Below are 21,264 nucleotides of genomic sequence, written 5' to 3'. Positions count from 1 at the left end.
TGAAGCTTGTTCTGGCCACCACCTGAGCGAACCCAAACGCTTGCCTCATAGGTTCCATCTGGTATGTTTTCTACCGTTTGTGCAGTCCGCTGTTGATAAGCATCCGAGTGCCAGTGCGTAAGTTTGTAAACTCCGGTAAAAGGTTCATCTGCATCCGCTTTGTGTGCTGAAACACCGTTATTCCATTCCATCCACTGATTTAATGTTCCTGTTTCAAAGCTGCTGTTTTCAATCAGGTTAACGTCCTCCTGAGGAGAAGGACGACGCCACTCATAGGTCCCTACCGTTCCTGCCGGCAATGCCGCAGTAAATTGCTTGCCTTCTGATACAACTCGAAACTTTTGGGCTTTGTCAGTCTGGTTGATAACCAATGTTACGATAGAGTCGTCAGGATTAAGGAAAGAAACATTTGTAACCGAATCACGAGATCCGTAGTTACTGTCAATCCGCTTCGCACCGCGATCTACAAACTTCGAGTAATTTCCAGTCATATAGTAAATCGGTATTTTCCAGTACTTATTTACTTTATCTGCATTTTGAATCAACATTGTTGGATCAGGTGTACCAATCCAATGGTGAGTGCTTATGTCACTATCAAGCATCGTTACCCATGCATTGTAGCTTGCTGCACCGTTTCTGAAGTACTGGGCAATTCGGTCTGCTCCAGCAGTACCCCAGACAGATCTTTCGGTAAGATGAATGCTTTTATCCGGAAAAGCTCGGCTAATTTCTCCCATTGCTTTAGGTTCACCAGCATAATCGTGAAATGCGATTCCTGCTATTGATTTATCTGCCGTTCCGTCCTCGAAAACGGTTGAAACGTAATCCCAAGCTTCACTGAAATTATGATCAAATGTCCATAGTTTTGTATCTAAGTGATGGGCATCCAGTTCATTTCGGAGTAAAACTGCCAGTTCCCTTTGCTGTTCCGGCGGCATGTACATACTAGGATAATCGATCTCAAGCAGTGGTTCATTTTGCATAGTCATCGCATATATTGGAATTCCCTGTGCTTCATATGATTGGACAAATTTCCGATAATAAGCTGCAAGTACTTCTGTATTCCCATCTTTTAACCGTCCGCCTATCAAGCTTTTATTTGTTTTCATCCAAGCAGGCGGGCTCCATGGTGAGGCAAATATTCTGATGTCTGGATTGATCTGTAATGCTTCCTTTAGCGTCGAGACAATATTTAAATTGATATCACGCTGAATGGAAAACTCGCTTAAATCATAATCCGTCTCCGTAATAGGAATATCATTATAGGTATAAAATGCATCTTGTGCGGTAAAATCCGAAGTGCCAATCGTAATCCGGATAACATCCATCCCTATTCCTTTCTTCGGATCAAACAGATCTTTCAGCGCTTGCTTCCGCTTACCTGGTGCCATTTTTGACAAATTGTAGATCGATGATTCCTCTAAAGAAGTACCAACTCCAAGCATCTCCTGGTACTGTTTGTCTGGGTCTACAAAAATCGTCGTCCCGTCAATTTCCTTTTCTTCTGTTATGTCGATAGACGGCTGCTGATCCAGCTTATACGTGATTTCTTTCGGTCCCTCGTACCAGCTTCTGTCAGCTGGAGCATTTTCCGAGCTGAACCATACCTTCACTTCTTCTTGCTTAGATTTGGCAAGCGTAAAGCCTGGATTCATTGAAATGATAAGAACAGTAATAAGAACAATGAAAAATGGTTTCGACGATCTTTTTATAACACGCATTGTCTTAATCCTTCCCTTCAATTGCTGTTATAAGCCTTACTCTATCTTCATTCATCATAATATTAAAGCGCTTACATTTAATAGGTACCATTATCCCGAATTATCTACCATATTATTTAGCAGTCGAAAAATAAAAGAACCTCTGCAGAAGTTCTTTCAGCAAATCAGTATACATCGTCAACACGGAATAAACATTAGAATACTATGCATTCTTCCGGTCTATTCATGAAGCAGAATGTCTTGTAAAGTATGGCCAAGTGTTTTAAACCTGAAGTTATACCCTTCACGTTCCAAACGGTCAGGTATAACCCAACGGCTCTTCAGAACCAACTCTGTTTCAGTCCGAATGAAAACGGATCCTATCTCCAGCATCCATTTAGGAGCAGGCAAGCCCAATGGAGTATTCAATTCCTTTCTCAGTGTATGCATCAATTCTCGGTTTGTAACAGGTTGCGGTGCAGAACAATTGAAAACGCCGCTCAGGTGTTTCTTTTCTCTTAAGAAAAGTATGATTTGAAATAAATCTTCGATATGTATCCAGCTAAACATCTGCTTTCCCGAGCCTTGTATCCCTCCCAATCCGAAACGAACCAAATTCCGATACGGGGTCATGACTCCTCCATCTTTACCTAGAACAATAGCAATGCGCAAAGCGACCTGCCTTGTTTCGGACAACCTAAACGAAAAGAATGCATCCTCCCATTTCGTGGCAACATCGACTGAGAACCCTGAACCAATTTCTCCATCAGCTTCTGTCATCGGACGATCTTCCGCATGACGATAGATGGTGGCCGTACTGCTATTAATCCAAAGTTCAGGAGGATTGCTGCAGGACTGGACAGCCTCACCCAATATCTTAGTAGTAGTAATCCTGGAATTCATTATTTCCTGCTTATTCGTTCCATTGTATCGGCAATTAACAGATTTCCCAGCAAGGTTTATGAGAAGTTCAGCATCATCCAATGTTTCTTGAATGGATAATTTATCATCCCAGTGGATGTGTTGTTTTTGCCTTGAGATAATACTGACCTCATAACCTAATTCCTGAAATCTCTTTTGAAAGAATTCCCCGATAAATCCTGTTCCTCCAGCTATGACCACTTTTCTCATATTTATTACTCCTCGCTTATCTATCAATTTTGAAATCATCATACAATAAAATCCCATCTCCTTCTGAAGACAGAACCTTTATTATGCGGTAATCACCCTTTGGAAAGCTGTAATTGAAAGCATCGAATGATGCAAAAAAACTGGATTCAGAACCAGGATCAATGATTATGCCATCCTCTTGAAAACCCACATTGTCTTTAAGTGGTATCTGTAACCATTCTTCTTTCTTCTTATCATACTTTTCAAGTACATATGCACGACCTATAGCAATGGGAAATTCACTATTGTTTTTTATACGAAATTTAAAACCATCTTCCGTTTCTGTGTTATCAGCTTCTATTTCGAGCAGTACGTCCTTTGCAGACGTCAACTCATCTGCATACTTACTTGGCTCAAGCTCTGTCTCACAACCTGCTATAAAGATCAATAACAATAGAAAAATGATTTGCTTCACAATAATCCCCCTCCATAAGCAAACTTTATCATAGATATAACCTTACAAAAATACCCAATTCAAATTAACCAATCGTGGATATGATGCATATTCATCACATCAAACAGACCCCGTAGTAAAGCTGATTGATTCTACGTGTATCCTTGTTCGTTTCATTTGTTTTACGAATAAATTTCAGAATAAAAAATTAAGGGTTGATTCCGAAGTGGCTAAACATTATTATAAAACCTATAGAAATACTCGGAATAAGAGAGGTGCTTCCATGCTTCAAATGATCTTAACAGGTTTACTATGCGGGGCGTTGCTTGGATTTGTTATGCAACGTGGTCGTTTTTGTTTAACAGGCGGCTTTCGTGATATGTATTTATCAAAAGATAATCGCATGTTTTACGCGCTATTAATTGCAATAGCTATCCAAAGCGTTGGTGTTTATACATTGATCAGTTTAGGATTATTCGAATTTAATGCTGGTTCACTGCCGATTGTTGCTGTAATTATTGGATCCTTTATTTTCGGTATCGGTATTATCTTTGCTGGCGGATGTGCCACAGGTACTTGGTATCGCGCAGGAGAAGGATTAATCGGCAGCTGGATTGCATTGGCTGGCTATATGCTTGTAGCTGCCATGATGAAAACAGGCGTTTTGCTGCCACTGGACACAGCAGTAAAAGAAGTACAGGTAGAGTCTAACTCAATTGCCGCAACATTTGGTTTGAATAACTGGGTTTTAATAGCTATTCTTGTCGTGATTGTCGGGTTTGTTGTTTTCCGCACTCTAAGGAAACCAACAGTCAAAATTCCCGGGTTAAAACCAAAGAAAACCGGTCTTGCACACATTCTTTTTGAAAAACGCTGGCATCCATTTGTCACTGCAATTCTTATCGGCCTCATCGCTATACTTGCTTGGCCTTTAAGTGTCGCTACCGGTCGGATTGCCGGATTAGGAATTACGACTCCTTCTGCTAATATTCTGCAATACTTAGTTACAGGGGAACTAAGCTTTATCAATTGGGGCGTATTCCTTGTACTCGGTATTTTCTTAGGTTCTATATTTGCTGCAAAAATGAGTGGTGAATTCAGATTCAGGCTGCCTGACCTTAAAACGACGATCAATAGTTTTAGCGGCGGATTAATGATGGGCTTTGGAGCAGCTTTAGCCGGAGGCTGTTCGATTGGGAATGGTCTAGTTATGACTGCAATGATGACATGGCAAGGATGGATATCTCTAGGGTTCATGATGTTAGGTACATGGACTGCGTCATACTTTGTATTTGTACGTCCACGAAAAAAGGCTAGTCAAACCACACAAGCAGCGACTGCTTAAAAGGAGTGTATAAGAATGAAAAAAACATTGGAAGTAATGGGGATGGTGTGTCCATTCCCGCTAGTAGAAGCAAAAGAAGCAATGAAAGAAATTCAAACAGGCGATGAGCTGGAAGTTCAATTTGACTGTACACAAGGTACTGAATCCATCCCACGCTGGGCTGCCGAGGCAGGTCATGAAGTGACGGCATATGAACAATTAGGCGAAGCTGCTTGGACTATTACAATTAAAAAGAAATAAAAAAGATTGCAGAGAACTTCTTGATTCTCTGCAATCTTTTTCTATTAAATGAAATGACAATCCACAATAATACTCTTTGTGAACCCAAGGCAAAAACTACTTGACTTGTTAACGGACTCAAAGTTCTCTATACTTTCTCTAGGAGGGGATAATAATGAGTGAAGACATATCGAAGATTAATTACCGCGAAGTTATTGAGTATTCATTGGATCCCTTAATCGTTCATACAGATCTAAAGATCATTTATGTTAACCATGCGGCTGAATTATTCTTTAACGGAAAAAGAGAAGATATCATTGGAGCAAGCCCGTTAGATATTTTTCATGAGAGTTCTAAATCAGCGATTCGAAAAAGAATTCAGTCGGCTTATGCTAAGCCTGCAGAAGTGATAGAGGAATCCATCTTCAAACTGGACGGTACAACTGCAGATGTGGAGTTATATTGTCACCCGGTCTTAATTGAGGATACGAAAGCCATTCAAACTTATGTAAGAGATATCTCTGAGAAAAAACTAACTGAGAGAAAAAGCAAAGAATTGATGAATCAAATCAATGAACTTTCAGCTACTCTCGTGCCTCTTTTAAACGGAATAGCCATTCTTCCTTTAGTTGGTTCAATTGACGAGGAGCGGGCAAAACATCTTTTGAATCTTGTTCCCATTAAAGCGAAACAACAGAATGTGCACTCTTTGATTATTGATTTCTCAGGTATCTTGCAATTAGACAAAGTTGTAACAGATTATCTCTTCAAGATTAATCACGTTCTCTCTATGCTTGGTATAAAGTCTATCTTTACCGGCATGAGACCAGAGCTTGCGATAGAAGCAGTTGAAATGGATATCAGCTTGTTATCATCACCAACTATGTCTACAGTAAAAGATGCTTTGGATTACCTAGGCGTGCATTAATTCGGACTTCTTCTTTATATCTTATTAAGCAGTTCAAACATGATTTTTACAGCTTAAAAGAGGAGCCGAAATATATAACGGCTCCTCGGAAAAATAAATTTTAACTTTAAAGCAAAACTCTCTCAACTGCCAAAGGCCTTAAAGCGCTCGTTTCATCAATATAGATGAACCCATCATACCGCTGTGACATATGAGAAGGCACATAATTACCGAACTGTTCAAACTCCGGTCGATACACTACACCTATCGCGCGATGTCCGATCTTCTGCTGGAATAAATGTTTATTCTCTGTATCGAAAAAGAGCATTTTATCAAATGCGCCGGCTCTATGCATGAGGTCCTCCCATGATCCCCCAATTGCTTTTGGAACAATCTTCACATCATGATTGACTCCCCATTCATCCGCAGCTATTACTGTTCCTCTGTTCGTACCGAATCCGATGATATACACATCTTCCTGAGCATTTTGCTGCCGTATAAGCTCGCCGACATTGACCATTCCATTATGCGCCATGTCAGTGGCTCTGGCGTCTCCAACATGTGTATTATGCTCCCAGACAATCGCCTTAGCTTTTGAGCCATAAAACTTCATAACCTTGTTCAGAGCATGCACCATATGTGTATCCCTTATATTCCATGATTCTTCATCTCGAACGACCATCGAGCGGTAATAATGCTCGGCATTATAAGCTATGAGCGCATTTACCTCCAGGTTAAGACGGAGCTCCTCTTCACATGGATACTGATCTTTCTTTTTTTGAATCGTTGCTAATAGCTTTGCAACCTCATCAATACAGCCTTCAGAATATAGACCAGCAGAAACAGCATATTCCTGATTGTCTCTGTTGAATGGTTCAAAACAAGTAAATGCTTTTTTGGCAATTTCGACGTCAGGGGAATCAATCTTCGTTAAGTACGAAATCACTTCCTCCATGGATTCCCAAAGACTGTACATGTCTATTCCATAGAAGCCAACTTTCGGCTGCACATCGTGATTTTCATTGTATGTCTTCATCCACTCAATCAAATCAAGAATTTCTTCATTCGCCCACATCCACGTCGGCCATCGATTAAAGCTGCTAAGGACCTCCCGAGCTGATTGGCTTTCTGTATCATAGCCTTTGATGTAGCGGTTTACAGCCTGACAAGCAGGCCAGTCACCTTCTACCGCCACAAAAGCAAAACCTTTCTCCATGATCAGCTTTTTGGTTATCTCCGCACGTACGGTATAGAACTCAGATGTACCATGCGACGCTTCTCCAAGCAAAACAAATTTTGCATTGCCGGTCCTTTCAGTTACGATACTTAATTCCGCTTCCCCAGTTAATGGTATTGCGTATTTTTTAATCGATTGTATTGTCTTTAAGTCCATTTAAAAACCCAACTTTCACTTTGAAGTGTGTTAGGTTTAAATTGTGATTAATGTGATGAAAAAATACCTTCAGGTAATATTCTGCCACTTTTAATCGACGTATTTTTGCTTTTTCTTGGATTTCAGCATATCTCCTGTCCAGCCCTTCGCCTTCAAGAACCAGTAAACCAGAAGAGTAGAAAGTAGTATTAAGATGAGGGCTCCTGCATACCCGAACTTCCACTTCAATTCTGGCATATTATCAAAGTTCATGCCCCATAATGCGCCAAGCGCCATGACTGGTGTAAAAAGGACAGTCATAACAGTCAGTGTCTTCATAATCTCATTGCCCCTGAAAGAAGAGACGACATCTTCAAAATCAATCAATCCTCTGATTTCCTCTTCATACGCCCGAACAAGATTCTCACAGCGTTCAAAACGATAATGTGTTCGTTTAAAATAGATGTTCTCTGTATATTTCTCCCCAAATGCTTCGACTACACCAGTTTTAACCTCTATGAACGGAATCAAAAAGTTCTTCCATACTAATATCTCATGCCGATTTTCAGCAATTTTGTTAAGCAGCTTTGTATCATTATTCTCTTTTACCTGCCAAAGCAAGTCCTTCAATCTGACTTCATATTGATCGATTTTATGTAAAAATGCTGAAATGATTTCTCCCAGGAGAATCATAAATCCTTCAATCGCATTGTTCGCATTTTGCATTTTAGCGAGAATATCATCTTGGTTTGTAGTCGGCAGCAGCTTAAAATCAAGTGCAGTTGTCAGCAGCGTGGTCTCCTTTACAAAAAAGTGAAAAAGATGCTTTTCTTCCTTCTTGTCTGCTTCCTGAACGTATATGAGCGAGCCCCAAAGAGCCAGAGAGTCCTGATTTGTCGTCTCCATCTGCAGACTATTCGTGTCGGAAGAATGTATATGTTTTACCCATGGAATATGTATGGTGTACGCGTTTAGCTCGTCTTTTTTCTCTAAATCCTTCTTCTCATCTAACTGAAGCCACTCCCATGCAGTACCTGAAAAAGCGTGCTTCTCCATGTTTTTCCCTCCATTTTTTCTTTTCTACTTCCCTTATATGTTGCGGGATAATCCTTTCTTCTCACCTCACTTTGCACTGTCACCACTCTATAAATCAGAATGTTTCAGCAAGAAATCCTTTACAAATCGAGCTATCTTTTTTACTATAGACGTATCAATTGCATAAGCTTGCGACGCACTGGGGGAGCTGGTAACGGCTGAGAGGAATCAAGTGATTCTGACCCTTAGAACTCGATCTGGATAATACCAGCGTGGGGAAGTGCAGCCAGAATTGTCCTGTTACTTTTGTATATTCTGCGACTGCGCCCTATGGTGCCGTCGCTTTTTATATGCAAAAAAATAGGAGGAATCATGATGGAAATTCAAAATCATTGCGGGATCAGTCGGATTGCCGGTTGCAGTTTTTCGGTTTATCCAATGGCCGACAGGTTCAAAGAAATTATATTAGAGGCACTAAGAACCGTGGATACGTCGAAAGTATGGATTGAGACGGACGATGTCACTACGCTAGTGCGCGGGAGAATACCGCATGTATTCGATGTCACCTCTGCTATTTTCCTGGCAGCAGCCAAAGATGGCGATCATGTTGTGTTCAATGGTACATATTCCATCGGCTGTCCTGGAGATTCTACTGGGGATGTTTATATGGCTGAGGATGAAACGAAGCTGAACCTTCCGAATGTTAAAGATATAAAGCTTGAGACAGCATCCAAATTCTCGCTTTATCCTTTAGGCGGCGGAAATTATATGGATACCATCTATACTCAGATAGAGAATATGCGCACTCGAGGGATCACTGTTTCCAAGTCCCATTACTCTACTCGTCTTGATGGCAATGCTGTTGACGTCTTCGATGGTTTGGAGCATGTTTTCACTGAGACTGAGGCGTCCGGATCATCCCATACAGTTATGACGGTGACAATGTCTGCGAATAGCCCGTCTGCTAAGGGTGTAGTCAAATGAAAAGCTGGCGCATGAAAGATATCGTCGTCATGGCAGCACTCGCTGTCGTGTTCGGTATTGTTTATCTCTTATTCCTTCCGGTCAACGTCGTCATGATGGGACTTGTCGGACCAATCGGAACCGATATCATCTTCGGGGTATGGTTCCTCGTCTCCATCGTTGCAGCGTATATCATTCAAAAACCCGGAGTTGCCCTTGTATCGGAAACAATAGCAGGAGTTGTTGAAGTGCTGATCGGAAGCAGCGTTGGACCAATTGTCATCCTTTCTGCTATTGTGCAGGGACTCGGTGCTGAAGCAGCATTTGCTATGACACGCTATCGCTCTTATCATGTACTTGTATTGATGGGTGCTGGTGTTGGAGCTGCCATCACAAGTTTCATCTGGGGTTATTTCCGCGGCGGCTTTGTGGCTCTCGACCCTTCTTACGTTGTGCTTATGCTTGTTGTCCGGATCATCAGCGGAGCTGTCATAAGCGGCTTGATCGGCAAAGCAATCAGTGAGGCGCTGGCGAAAACAGGAACATTGACTAGCTTTCCTCTTGGCAAAACTTATCGCCAGCGAAAAGCAGGATGAAACAACCCCTTCTGGAAGTAAACCAGCTTACCGTGACATTTGAGGAAGAAAGCAATCCTACCTTATCTGATTTGAGTTTTACGGTCCGGGAAGGAGACAGCATACTCCTGCTTGGACCAAGCGGATCCGGTAAGAGCACACTCACATACTGTTTGAACGGGTTGTATCCAAAAGAACTTGATGGAAAGATGAGCGGCAGTATCTCCTTCGCTGGATCCAAGATCGAGGATTTCAAAAGTGGGAAAATCAACTTAGAGGTTGGTACTGTATTTCAGGACCCCGAAACACAGTTCTGCATGCTAACCGTAGAAGACGAGATTGCTTTCGGCTTAGAAAATAAAAAAATGGCCCCTGATTTGATGGATTCAGAAATCGATCGTGTCCTTTCCCTTGTAGGTTTACAGCATAGGAGAAAAGATCAAATTCACACCCTATCCGGCGGACAGAAACAAAAGCTTGCACTGGCTGCAGTTTTGGCTCTCGAGCCTCGCATGCTTATTTTAGATGAACCGACGGCCAACCTGGATCCGGCTGCGAGCAAAGACCTTGTCGAAACAATACGTAAGTTAAAAGAACAGCAGGATATCACTCTTTTTATCATAGAGCACAATATTGACTATTGGCTGCCAATTATTAACCGGACAATGCTATTGGAGCGAGATGGCTCTTTATTCTTTGACGGAGATTTGAGTCAGGCAGTCAATCTCTATGACGAGGAGCTGCAGCAGCGCGGCATTTGGCTGCCAGAAGCAGTTCTGCTTGCCAAGCAAGCGCAGCTTCCAAAGCCTTGGCCGCTTACTGTTGACCTTCTCCCTCATGGTTTGCAGTTTCAGACTAAAACACCAGAGGTTATGCATACCAAGGAATGTATAATTCAAGTGGAAAATGCTATCTTTCAACATAAAGAAAAAGTCTTACTGGATATCCCTAATCTTGATATTCAGCAAGGAGAATTCCTGGCTATTACAGGTAAAAACGGCAGCGGAAAGACACTTCTTTCCCGGCAAATTACTGGATTGCTGAAGCCCACAGCCGGAGATATCGAAGTTCTCGGAAAGAAGTTACGTCGTTGGAAAACAAATGAACTCTACCAGCAAATCGGTTATGTATTTCAAAATCCTGAGCATCAGTTTCTTACAGACTCTGTTTGGAATGAAATTGCCTTCGGACAGGCAGCAAACGCGGATGAAATTCAGAGGGTCTTAGAGGATATCCAGTTAGCTGCACAAGCCGATAAGCATCCATTCACCTTGAGCCAAGGTCAAAAACGACGGCTCAGTGTATCGACCATGCTTGTTCAAAAGCCTCACCTGCTCGTGCTTGATGAACCGACATTCGGCCAAGACAGCCATACTACTGAAGTACTGATGGATCTAATCTGGAGACATCATCAACGCGGGTGCACCATTGTCATGATTACACATGATATGGAACTGGTCGATCGTTTTGCTTCGCGCGTGTTGATTGTGGATCAAGGGCGTATAGTAGCAGATGACCAGCCTGCAGGAATTTGGAAGAGAAAAGATCTGTCAGACTATGGACTCTCCCTTCCCGCAAAAGAAGCTTATAATAAGCGGACACAGGAGGACAGTCTCTATGCATAAAATCAATCCCAGCGTCAAAGCCGGAACAGTGACGATAGCAGCAATCGTCATTGCTTTCCTCTTTGATCCATTGGCACTGCTTTTATACATTGGCTGGACGATTGCCGTTACATTACTGTTTGGAAAGGTGCAAATCAAGAAGTATCTTCTATATCTGCTCCCTTTCACCCTTTTCGCAGTCGGCATGCTCGTATCAACGCTGCTATTTGCAAAAACACCGGAGAATCCTTCCATCACACAGCAGTTCCTCTTCTGGGATCTGCCGAGAGAAACCGTGCAGGATGCGCTAGCTTTAGCTATCCGTGTATTCAGCTATAGCACGCTGTCCTTGCTATTTGTCCTGACAACAGACAAAGTGGCGTTCATCTTAAGTCTTATTCAGCAATGTCGCGTTTCACCGAAACTGGCATACGGCATTTTAGCTGGCTATCGCTTTTTGCCTTTATTAAAAGATGAATTGACGACGATCCGCTCTGCGCATCTTATTCGGGGAGCCAAAACGAAAACAAGCAGAATCAGCCGATACAAACAGTACACGATTCCCCTGCTGGCCAGCGCGATCCGCAAAGCTGAACGGACAGCCATAGCCATGGAATCCAAAGGCTTCACAGGAGAAAGAGACCGCACATTTTACCGTACGTATCATACTAGTTGGACAGATTGGATGTTTGCTGCAGTCATGCTTGCCGCCATTGCGCTATGTATCATCGTTTCCAAGTCGTTTCAGTAAACAGCAGAAGGGTTATAATGGAGAAAAAAGGAGAGATGAAGATGTGCGGCAGATTTACATTACTCACTCCCTGGGAAGAGCTCCTGCGAACCTATGATGCTGTCTCAGAGATGGAAGCACTCGAACCAAGCTACAATATCGCACCAACGCAGCAAATTGCAGCAGTCATTCATGACGGAAAGAAACGACGGCTGGGAACCCTGCGCTGGGGACTCATCCCGCCTTGGGCACCAGATAAGAAGATCGGCAGCAAAATGATCAATGCCCGATCCGAAACACTGCTGGAAAAACGCAGCTTCAAGAAAGCATTTCAGAAACAGCGCTGCCTCATTCCCGCTGACAGCTTCTACGAATGGAAAACCGAAGACGGAAAGAAACAGCCTATGCGCATCCAGCGCAAAGATAAAAACCCACTCACATTCGCAGGTCTATGGGAGAAATGGCAGGATGAAGATGGAAGCAACATCTTCACCTGCACCATCATCACAACCGAAGCAAACAGCTTCATGCAGCAGATCCATAACCGAATGCCGGTTATACTGTCAGCTGCCTCTCAAGACAAATGGCTTGATCGGGAACAGCAAGACCCAGATAAATTGCAGGATTTATTGAAGCCTTATTCCGAGGAATTGACGGCTTACCCTGTTTCTACGCTTGTTAATTCGCCGAGGAATAATAGTGAGGAATTGATTAATCCATTGTGAAAGGAGCATGCCGGGGGCATGCTCCTTTTTATATAATACCATATTCAACCAATTCTAATGTTATCTGCGTTTAACTTATACCCAATACTCATTTCCACATAATCAATTCCAGATAGACTGTTCTTAAACTCAACAAATAATGGAGTAGCTTGCTCTAATTGATTCACTTGCAAATATCTTACTAGTTCCCAGTATTTTTTTTGAGATTCAAAATCAAAATCCTTCATTATTCTCGTCATCACCATTGGGCTTATAGTGAAATAACTACGAAATCTAATCTCTTCCTCTGAAGAAACTAGACCTTTTATTGAATCTTCCTCTATTGACAAGAAAATTTCTGCAATCATAATCTCACTTTGAGGATCACTTAATATGGAAAAGAACATATTTCCAGACAAATGCAGACCACAGCCTTCTAAAGTACGCCTAAAATCATCCATCGCTTTATTGATATCTTGAGGTCGGAACTCGTAATATTTAGAAGCTACATTGCGATAAGAAAACTTGTGGTTGGTTATCAATTGGAATCGCCTCGCTTTATAGGTACATAAACATCTATTATTATGTCCTCATACACCTCTAGTAGGAAGCAGTAGTATATGTCTTCCAATTCTATACCTTTTGAATTTGCATAATCCTTAACTTTGGAGTACGCTGTTTGGAAATCTATTTCTTCTGACGCCTGTCTTAAAACCAACGCCTTTCCAACTTCATACTCTGGAACAAATCGAAAATTCGGATGTTTCTCAAATTCAGCCCTTTCATTTATTGGTAAATAATACTTAAATTGTCCGAACTTGGGCTCATTGTCAACTGATTTCACAGAAAAGAAAACCGGTCCATTCCTGTAGATATCCTCGCTCAAGGTGAAGTTTTCCAAAATAACCACACCTTCTTGCCAGTCTTCTCGTAACATTATATTTTCATATATTAATACATTCGAAAAATAGAGTTCCTTTGTTTCTACATTCATATGAACATCTCCCTAAATTCCTTATCTGACCTTATAATTCTTTTTTTTCTTTTTCTGAGGAGTTTTAAATCCAAATGGTTTTAAATTCCCTTTGCGGTTGTGATTAAAGCTCTCATAGCGAATTTTACAATACAACATTACAAGCTGCTCTGGCAGTACAAAAAGCATTGTCAAATAGATAAGAATACTGAGCGTACCCATAATTATGATATCAAAATCCCCTAAAGGGATAACCCTAAATAAGAATTGTATTATAAATACAATACCTACTCCTATCGCAATAAAAATAGGTAGATTGCCGCTCACAAAATGTTCCCACTTATTTCTCACCTTGTCTTTTGATGAATCAGCTCTGTATTCTCCTCGCTTTAATAGAAGAAATAAACGAATGCTGGTGATTAAAAAAACTAATACTCCTGCAAATAATGCTAGTTTGGTTATCGTTAATAAATTGTTTTGTGTAACTCCATATACATTTCCAAATGCAAATAATGCTAATAAAAGCGGAAATGCTCCAAATGTATTTTGAGATACAATTATAGAAATTAAATATTGTATTTTCTCGAAACGTTTATAAACAGTTGGCAATCCAAAAATCAAACTCAACAGACTTAATGTCACTGTTATATATAGATGTACTTTGAAAATACTTTCTACATTTGGATATGTTGAGTAATCAGATACTACCAAGTATACAATCAAAAATAATATAGCATTAATAAAGATTGAAACAATTAATATTACTCCAAGGGACGATATACTCTGTCTTGAATCAAGCGAATTTCTCAGAGCCCAAAAGTCCTTCTCGCCTAATTTTCGGTTTCTCATATTTACTACCCCCTACTACTTAAACCATCCTTTAACCTTATGAAACCCGTCTTTAACCATACCAGTTAGAGATTTGCCGTTTTTCCACTCTCTGCTGATAGCCCAGTTTGCCAAAACTCCAAGACCTATCCCTACTGCAGTCCCTACACCAGGAATTGGAATAAAAGCAGTACCCGCAGCTGTAAACGCAGCTTGAACACCAGTACTTATAGCAGTGTCTATAGCAGTATCCTCGACAGCTCTTATATGAGCCTCAGTTCCTTGAAGACCATCCTTTTTAGCATCATTATAATTTGTGTAGTAACCAAGACCGACTCCAAGAGGTGCTATTGCTTTACCAGCAGTTTTAGAAATACCTTTAGCGCTATTATCCAGATCACTGACTAATGATTTAACATTAAAAGTATCTTTGATCCCGCCTTTAAATCCTTTACTCCATTCCTGCTTAAAAGATCCATATCTTTCTCTGAAGGGTGCTTTCTTTTTCCACACATTGAGCAACGGATATTTTTCCACCAATGGCTTTCCTATAGTAGACCATACATGCTTACCTGTTTTTTTATCATAATACATTAACGTTGCCTTTTGTTTATATCTTACTTTCATCTCATAGCGCCAATTTTCTTTTGCAATACCAGACTGTTTATGTTTCAACTGCTGCCTCGCATGGTAATCTGGCTCTACACCTAATTTTTTTAGCGCTTCTTCCGTTGCATAGATGCGATAAATTGGTTTACCTGTACTCTTATCAACTGAACGTGTTACCGATAGCCCAAGCTCTTTTGCAGCTTGCATTACAGGCTTATTGGTGGTAACTCCAGATAGACCATCCTTCACATATGCAATACTTGTAGTTGCCTTGTTTAACGCAGTCATAACATTCGTAAAGGCAGAATCAGCACCTTTTTCAAAACGTTCAGTTCCGGATTTCTTCCCTGCTTCCGTCATGGCGTTACCTATTTGATCGATTACTTTATCCAACGCACCAATGTCACCGTAATTGGCAGATTGATAATTTTCCAGATTCTCGTTTGTATTCTTTGTGACCTCTTCAGATTCTTCTTTTTGTATTGTGGATTCCCTCAACTGTGGTTTATCCACGCTGCAAATATCCAAGATTCCATTGATTGTTTTATGAATGGAAGATTCCTCTGTTTCTAACTTAGCGTGTTGAGTACCTAATTCCTTAGTAGTGTCTGTAAGATAGTCATTTTCAATGATAGCCGCTTTATCAGTATCCACGACAGTAGCAAAAGTCTCTATATGAGTGGTTAAATTTACCTCTAATTCACTCCATAAATCCTGAAACAACTTGATAGTCATTCCATGTACATTAGTATAATAACTTTTTGCGTTATCCGCTGCTTTTCCTCTAAAGGACTCCATCTTAGTAATTTTATCAATATCTGAATTTAACTTTTCTAAACCATCTTTAATATTACTTGAAATATTGGATAAATCCTCCGAAAAGCGATTAACCTCACTCATATCCACTTTATATCCCATTACTCAACCCTCCACGAACAATTTATTCAGCGGACTGTTGTATTATTTCTTTCCTTGCTGCTCATCAGTGTCCCGCATTGTTTCTCCTACCTCTTTCAAAGTTTGGATATCTTGTATCAATAATGTCTTATATCTATCCAAAAGTTCAATAGCTTTTATCATTTGTTCTAGATCTTTCGTAAATGGCGCAATATTTGTTTTTTCCAGCGTATAACTTTTATGCTGGCTAAAAAGTAAAGCTTCTGCCGATGCTTTTAAACTGCTGACATTGGATTCAAAGACTTCCATATTTATAGCTACTTCTTTCGCCATATCATTACTCCTTCTCCATTTCCTGTCTAATTCTTCCTTCCACGTTGCTCAAAGACATGGACAGGTTCTCCACACTTACAAGACAGCTGGCACGATTTGCTTCGAAGCGGACTATTTCATCATCAATTGTTTCTTTCGCTTGCTTTGTTTTTTTAACAAAAAGCTGAACTTGTTCTTTATATTCCGCATAAGCATCAGAAAAGCGGGTTTCTTCTTTCCCCTTCCAGCGCTTTTTGTCTATTTCAAAGGAGTCAATTTTACTTTTGTCTGCTTCGAGTGCAGTGATATCTGCTTGAAGACTGTTAGAAGCCTCCTGGAGGCGACTGATTTTATCGCCCCACATATTTGCTTGGCTTCTTGCATCACTGATTCCATTCAGCAAAGATCGTTTTCGTGATTGCAAAATGCTCAGATTCTTACTCAAAGAAATATCCTCCTACTCCGGTATTTTCACTTTCACATGCTGATGATCCAAGGCTACATAGCATTCGTACGGTTCAGGATATTTCTCCTGGCGGATAAAAGGCTGTTTGAAGATATCCTGATCGCCTAAGCGCATGCCCACAAGACCGAAAATAGCTTGGTTGCGAAGGTACTTTGGTACTTGCTCATAGCTCATTCCAAGATAGTTGTAATCGCTGCAAATGATGAAATGTATGCCTGCTTTGCTGCCGCGTTCCATCATGAGAGTAGCCTCTTCAAGAGTAAATCCTGCACGTTCCGTGAAGTCCTGCAGGTCTGCTATTTGTACGAGCCATTTTGGTTCCGAAATTCCATCTGAATTACGTTGTTTTATTTCATTTATGAGCTCATTTTTGATAGTTGATATACCAATTGATTCAGACACATAAGCATGCATGTCTTTCCCTACGTCAGCCATATCCTGATCTGCTGTATCAATAAGCATCGTTTGATACACATCTTTCAGTAACGTAACGTTCTTCGCGACAGATCTGATCATACGATCCAATCCATCTTTCCGGTCGCTGATAACTGTCATGTGATCATATTGCGCCGGATTATAGGCAACAGGCAATACTTCTTCAAAATCAAGCCCAAGCGGCACTTTCTTCTCTTCCAATATCCGTTTGGTACGACGCTGTTCTTTGAATTCCTGGAAGTCGACGACACCTTCTGGCATCATCGGGATAGCATCCGGATAGTCTCCATCCCATACTTCGTTCATGTCTTTCGCTAAGTCTTGAATCCGATCAAGGATTTCCAATGCTTCTTCCCCGTGTTCAGGCAGCATGGTCTGGAATAATGCTGGTTCCTCCATTTTCACAAGACCTCGGCCTGCGATTTCTTCAATTTCTATATCGGTGCGCCCAACAATCGATCTTGCTTCGTTGGACTCGATCAGGTACAAAGCGATTTGTGTCTTGATATTGGACAGCAAAGGCATGCGCATCGCACTTTGGCGCCCGGCACTGATAATCAGATGAATTCCGATGCTGGCACCTTCCCGGGCAATCTGTGTGATTACCTTCTCGAAATCGTCACCGAAATCACTGTCTCTGACAGACTCATAGTTATCAATCACAATACAGATATTCGGTACAGTCTCCCCGCTTGCTTTTTCGAACAAGCCTATGTTCGCCACACTGTACTGGCTCAGCTTTTGTTTACGCTGCTTCATGACCCCATTCAGCATTCGGATTAATTTGCCTACTTTCTCGACTTGATCGACGAGGAACGTATCGGCTACATGCGGCAGATTCTTCAGAGGCAACAATCCGTTTGTACCAAAATCGAGTAAATATACATGAAGCTGTTCCGGGTTATGCTGTCTCGCCAAATCCATGACAACTGTCTGCAGGAATGTCGATTTCCCATAACCTGGACTCGCAAATACAGCAATATGTCCGTCTTTGGATAGATTTAGCGTCAATGGGATCTGCTGCTGCATTTCCGGCTGGTCGAGTAAACCAATCATCAGCTCCAAAGGCTTTTTCGGTTCTTTCCATGCATCGCGGAATGAAACTGGGTGAAGTTCCGGCCCGAAAATCTTTTCTGGCAGAGGCGGCAGCCATGGACGTGCTAAAGGTTCAATACGCTGCTGTTCTGTGTAATCCGCAATATGATCAATGATGGCATCAAGCTCTGACGGAATCTTTTCAATAGATTCCTTCTTCTCCAGTCCGCTTAAATCTTCCGTTAAGATGTCATATTGCCCCAGATCATTGATGCTGTAGATGGTAAGATCCACATGGTCTTCATCGTTTTTATCCGGAATATAGTCTGCTCCGCTCCATGCACTCTGGAACAGTTCATAGATTTCATTGTTTCCAACTTGCAAATAAGCACGGCCGGGCAGTGTGATTTCTGCTGCATCAGGTGTTTTGATAATTTCATTCGAATCGCTTGCATTCTGTACCTTCAATGCCAGCTTGAACTTGGAGTTGGACCAAATTTGATCATCCACTACACCGCTTGGCTTCTGTGTCGCAAGAATCAAGTGGATACCCAAGGAACGACCGATACGGGCCGTAGAAACAAGTTCCTTCATAAACTCAGGCTGTTCGGACTTCAGCTCGGCGAACTCATCTGAAATAAGGAATAAATGCGGCATTGGTTCAGCTGCTTTTCCTTGTTTAAATAGCTTCTGATATTGGTTAATATGGTTGACGTTATACTCGCCAAACAGACGCTGTCTTTTTTGCAGCTCTGCTTTAATGGAAGCTAAAGCACGCATTGATTGTGCACGATCCAAGTTGGTGATCGTCCCCATCAAATGAGGCAGGTTGCGGAACAGATTTGCCATTCCCCCTCCTTTATAGTCAATCAGGAGGAATGCTACTTCATAAGGATGGAAGTTTACAGCAAGCGAAAGAATATACGACTGGATAATTTCCGATTTACCAGATCCTGTCGTACCCGCTACCAATCCGTGCGGACCATGTGCTTTCTCATGAAGATTAAGTTGGACAATATCTTCTTTTCCTCGCAGTCCAAGTGGTACAGCAAGAGTCTTGTATGTCTCATTTTTGCGCCAGCGTGCTTGTATCGCTAATTCCTCCACCTTCTCTACTCCATACATCTCCAGGAACGTTACTTGTTCTGGAATGGAATTCTTCAGGTTTTGGAGATGGTTCAATGGCGCCAAAGCCCGAGAGACAGCTTCTTTGTTGAAATCCTCCGGGAAATGATCTGGTTTGAATGCTTTGTTGACGAGCTCAGCTTCTTCCAGGATGATCTTTCCGTCATTGCTATCGCGGATATCGATGACTGTTTTCACATGCTCCGGCAATGCCCGCATCACATCTTGAACGAAGACTAGCGATACGCCGTATTGACTTGGATCTTCATTGAAAAATTCCATGATTGTATGATCCAATATCAGCTTTTCATCGGTAATAAGGACAACATAATGTGGTGAGAAATAAAGCTTCTCATTCGAATTGCTTTTTTCATCTACTTGCAGCTTCCGCTCTTTCAGCACTTGATACAAGCTATGGAGTACTTGGTCGCGGGAACGTTCATGATAAATGAAGCCTCGAACATTGATGTCTCGCACACTTGCATGCGGCAGCCAGCGCATCCAATCCCACTCTTGCTTTTCTTCTTCCGGAAAAATCGTAACGAACTGCAAATCATGATAACTGTGGAATAAAGAAAGCTGCATCACTAATAGCTGGAGCTGCTCCAGAACAAGCTTTCTCTGCCCGATATAACCGACCGGTCCCTTCGTCAGGGACGTTATGACCGGAACATCATGCAATTCTTTGAACTGTTCTAGTAAATGTCTTGCTTCATCTACCAAATCATCTTGCTCCTGTGTGAATTCTTCCTCGTTGTACGAAATCTCAAAGCTTGTATCCACGCGCCCTAACCCTGTACGGAAGTTCAAAAAATCGTGGTGGTAAGGTGTTTTCTCATAAATACGTGCTTCTGTAGCAGCTGCCATCTCAGATATTTTCTGAACATCAGGATAGTGGTAATGCAGTGCATGTCGCTGTTCTTCACTTGCATGATATAGTTCCTTCGTTTTTCTCTTTAGGTAACTCTTATACGTTGCTTCTCTTTGTTTCATGTCCTCTTTGTATTTGCGCACATTTTTCACATAAGACGTGATGGAGAAGATAACCGTAACCAAAGTGGCGATTACCATAACGATGATGAAAATCCCGCGTGGCTGAACCAGTGAAATAGCGACCAAAGCCGCTATCATGACAAGCGGCGGTACAATATTCCTCGCCAATTGCTCGCTTGGCTTACTAGGCTTATTGGCTGGTTTGGCAATCGTGCGCTTTTCCTCCGGTTCCCGGTAAATGATGCGCGGAGAACGATGATAGTCCGGATACTCCCCGCCGTAGGGTTTTTCTTGACCGATCAGTTCCATGAACGAAGCATCCAAACTTCCGTTTGAGTTGATTTCAATTGTATCTGTGTAGATTGTCATCATGACGCCATCTACAAACAGGATATCTCCATCTTCCACAAGCACATCATCTTGGAGCAGCCGGTAGTTATGATACATGCTTCCGCTTTGTAGATCTATGCGGAAACCAGACCTATCCGTTTCACGCAGAAGTACAAAATCGGCTTTCCAATGCGGTTTATTGATATCATTGTAGGCCGCTTCACCGAATGCGATAGATTGCTGGCCAGCTATATCAAAGACGTTGTATTTATTCGCATCCATCACATAGAGCTTCAGTTCCCCTATTTGTTTCGCAGTACGAATCTCTTCTTGTTGATAGAATAACTGTTGACCGTCCCATTCCAATTCTAATTCAGTTGCCAGTCCGGCTATCGTCACCTGATTCTTTCGTCTATCCCCGATGATTACGGTCTGACCGGTTTGTTCCGGCAAATGGCATTTATGCAGTTTATCTTTATATGCTATGAGCAGTGTTTTATGTGCCATCTATTCTTCTTCCTCTCTATGCACTCCATCCATTGC

Annotated in this window: 19 protein-coding genes, 1 pseudogene and 1 riboswitch; of the genes and pseudogenes, 8 read left to right on the top strand and 12 right to left on the bottom strand. The window is 41.7% G+C overall.

Annotation, left to right across the window (positions count from 1 at the left end):
• Positions 1-263 precede the first annotated feature (263 nt).
• The 3 genes and pseudogenes from CHH91_RS07985 to CHH91_RS07975 all read right to left on the bottom strand — a co-directional run.
• Positions 264-1,655, bottom strand: a pseudogene (locus CHH91_RS07985) (glycoside hydrolase family 30 protein); the annotation flags it as partial.
• Positions 1,656-1,940: 285 nt separating this feature from the next.
• Positions 1,941-2,831 carry a TIGR01777 family oxidoreductase gene (locus CHH91_RS07980; RefSeq protein ID WP_095222931.1) on the bottom strand — a complete coding sequence of 297 codons (891 nt, stop codon included), beginning with the start codon at positions 2,829-2,831 and terminating at the stop codon, positions 1,941-1,943.
• A gap of 16 nt (positions 2,832-2,847) precedes the next feature.
• Positions 2,848-3,285, bottom strand: a complete 438-nt coding sequence (locus tag CHH91_RS07975; protein ID WP_095222930.1) for an immunoglobulin-like domain-containing protein — start codon at positions 3,283-3,285, stop codon at positions 2,848-2,850.
• Positions 3,286-3,547: 262 nt separating this feature from the next.
• Between CHH91_RS07975 and CHH91_RS07970 the strand changes: the two genes are divergently transcribed.
• The 3 genes from CHH91_RS07970 to CHH91_RS07960 all read left to right on the top strand — a co-directional run bounded on the left by CHH91_RS07970 (position 3,548) and on the right by CHH91_RS07960 (position 5,756).
• On the top strand, positions 3,548-4,609 hold the full coding sequence (locus CHH91_RS07970; RefSeq protein WP_095222929.1) for a YeeE/YedE family protein: 1,062 nt from the start codon (positions 3,548-3,550) through the stop codon (positions 4,607-4,609).
• Between the two features lie 15 nt (positions 4,610-4,624).
• Complete coding sequence (locus CHH91_RS07965) at positions 4,625-4,849, top strand: sulfurtransferase TusA family protein (protein ID WP_095222928.1); 225 nt, start codon at positions 4,625-4,627, stop codon at positions 4,847-4,849.
• 154 nt (positions 4,850-5,003) lie between these two features.
• Positions 5,004-5,756, top strand: coding sequence for a PAS domain S-box protein (locus tag CHH91_RS07960; RefSeq protein WP_095222927.1), 753 nt, complete (start codon positions 5,004-5,006; stop codon positions 5,754-5,756).
• 106 nt (positions 5,757-5,862) lie between these two features.
• On the opposite strand, the gene CHH91_RS07955 is transcribed toward CHH91_RS07960, so the two are convergent.
• Together CHH91_RS07955 and CHH91_RS07950 are read right to left on the bottom strand one after the other, a co-directional pair.
• Positions 5,863-7,128 carry an erythromycin esterase family protein gene (locus tag CHH91_RS07955; protein WP_095222926.1) on the bottom strand — a complete coding sequence of 422 codons (1,266 nt, stop codon included), beginning with the start codon at positions 7,126-7,128 and terminating at the stop codon, positions 5,863-5,865.
• Positions 7,129-7,218: 90 nt separating this feature from the next.
• The gene (locus tag CHH91_RS07950) at positions 7,219-8,163 is read right to left on the bottom strand and encodes a magnesium transporter CorA family protein (protein WP_095222925.1); all 945 of its coding nucleotides are present in this window, start codon (positions 8,161-8,163) and stop codon (positions 7,219-7,221) included.
• A gap of 170 nt (positions 8,164-8,333) precedes the next feature.
• Positions 8,334-8,438: riboswitch (TPP riboswitch) on the top strand.
• Between the two features lie 79 nt (positions 8,439-8,517).
• Between CHH91_RS07950 and CHH91_RS07945 the strand changes: the two genes are divergently transcribed.
• The 5 genes from CHH91_RS07945 to CHH91_RS07925 are packed head-to-tail and all read left to right on the top strand — an operon-like array spanning position 8,518 to position 12,739.
• Entirely contained in the window at positions 8,518-9,126 is a 609-nt protein-coding gene (locus CHH91_RS07945; RefSeq protein WP_483372392.1) for a YkoF family thiamine/hydroxymethylpyrimidine-binding protein, read from the top strand.
• Positions 9,123-9,701: an ECF transporter S component gene (locus CHH91_RS07940; protein WP_095222923.1), complete on the top strand. Its 579-nt coding sequence runs from the start codon at positions 9,123-9,125 to the stop codon at positions 9,699-9,701. The genes CHH91_RS07945 and CHH91_RS07940 overlap by 4 nt, the downstream gene beginning before the upstream one ends.
• Positions 9,698-11,305 carry an ABC transporter ATP-binding protein gene (locus CHH91_RS07935; protein WP_095222922.1) on the top strand — a complete coding sequence of 536 codons (1,608 nt, stop codon included), beginning with the start codon at positions 9,698-9,700 and terminating at the stop codon, positions 11,303-11,305. The genes CHH91_RS07940 and CHH91_RS07935 overlap by 4 nt, the downstream gene beginning before the upstream one ends.
• Entirely contained in the window at positions 11,298-12,035 is a 738-nt protein-coding gene (locus CHH91_RS07930; protein WP_286160722.1) for an energy-coupling factor transporter transmembrane component T family protein, read from the top strand. The genes CHH91_RS07935 and CHH91_RS07930 overlap by 8 nt, the downstream gene beginning before the upstream one ends.
• A gap of 41 nt (positions 12,036-12,076) precedes the next feature.
• Positions 12,077-12,739, top strand: a complete 663-nt coding sequence (locus CHH91_RS07925) for an SOS response-associated peptidase (RefSeq protein WP_095223055.1) — start codon at positions 12,077-12,079, stop codon at positions 12,737-12,739.
• A 44-nt stretch (positions 12,740-12,783) separates the two neighbouring features.
• Here the strand turns inward: CHH91_RS07925 and CHH91_RS07920 are convergent, their stop codons facing one another.
• Genes CHH91_RS07920 through essC form a run of 7 tightly spaced genes read right to left on the bottom strand, consistent with a single transcriptional unit; the run spans position 12,784 to position 21,228 of the window.
• Entirely contained in the window at positions 12,784-13,260 is a 477-nt protein-coding gene (locus CHH91_RS07920) for a DUF5085 family protein (RefSeq protein ID WP_095222920.1), read from the bottom strand.
• A complete protein-coding gene (locus tag CHH91_RS07915) occupies positions 13,257-13,712 on the bottom strand; it encodes a DUF5085 family protein (RefSeq protein WP_095222919.1) in 456 nt (151 codons plus the stop codon). The genes CHH91_RS07920 and CHH91_RS07915 overlap by 4 nt, the downstream gene beginning before the upstream one ends.
• 21 nt (positions 13,713-13,733) lie before the next feature.
• Positions 13,734-14,540 carry a hypothetical protein gene (locus CHH91_RS07910; protein WP_095222918.1) on the bottom strand — a complete coding sequence of 269 codons (807 nt, stop codon included), beginning with the start codon at positions 14,538-14,540 and terminating at the stop codon, positions 13,734-13,736.
• A 15-nt stretch (positions 14,541-14,555) separates the two neighbouring features.
• The gene (locus CHH91_RS07905; RefSeq protein WP_095222917.1) at positions 14,556-16,046 is read right to left on the bottom strand and encodes a T7SS effector LXG polymorphic toxin; all 1,491 of its coding nucleotides are present in this window, start codon (positions 16,044-16,046) and stop codon (positions 14,556-14,558) included.
• A gap of 42 nt (positions 16,047-16,088) precedes the next feature.
• Positions 16,089-16,358, bottom strand: coding sequence for a TIGR04197 family type VII secretion effector (locus CHH91_RS07900; RefSeq protein WP_095222916.1), 270 nt, complete (start codon positions 16,356-16,358; stop codon positions 16,089-16,091).
• 4 nt (positions 16,359-16,362) lie between these two features.
• A complete protein-coding gene (locus CHH91_RS07895; protein WP_176465722.1) occupies positions 16,363-16,782 on the bottom strand; it encodes a YwqH-like family protein in 420 nt (139 codons plus the stop codon).
• Positions 16,783-16,794: 12 nt separating this feature from the next.
• The gene (gene essC, locus CHH91_RS07890) at positions 16,795-21,228 is read right to left on the bottom strand and encodes a type VII secretion protein EssC (protein WP_095222914.1); all 4,434 of its coding nucleotides are present in this window, start codon (positions 21,226-21,228) and stop codon (positions 16,795-16,797) included.
• Positions 21,229-21,264: the final 36 nt, after the last annotated feature.

Source organism: Virgibacillus sp. 7505, from assembly GCF_002272135.1.
Lineage (GTDB): Bacteria > Bacillota > Bacilli > Bacillales > Amphibacillaceae > Terribacillus.
This window is presented reverse-complemented; position numbering and strand designations above follow the sequence as displayed.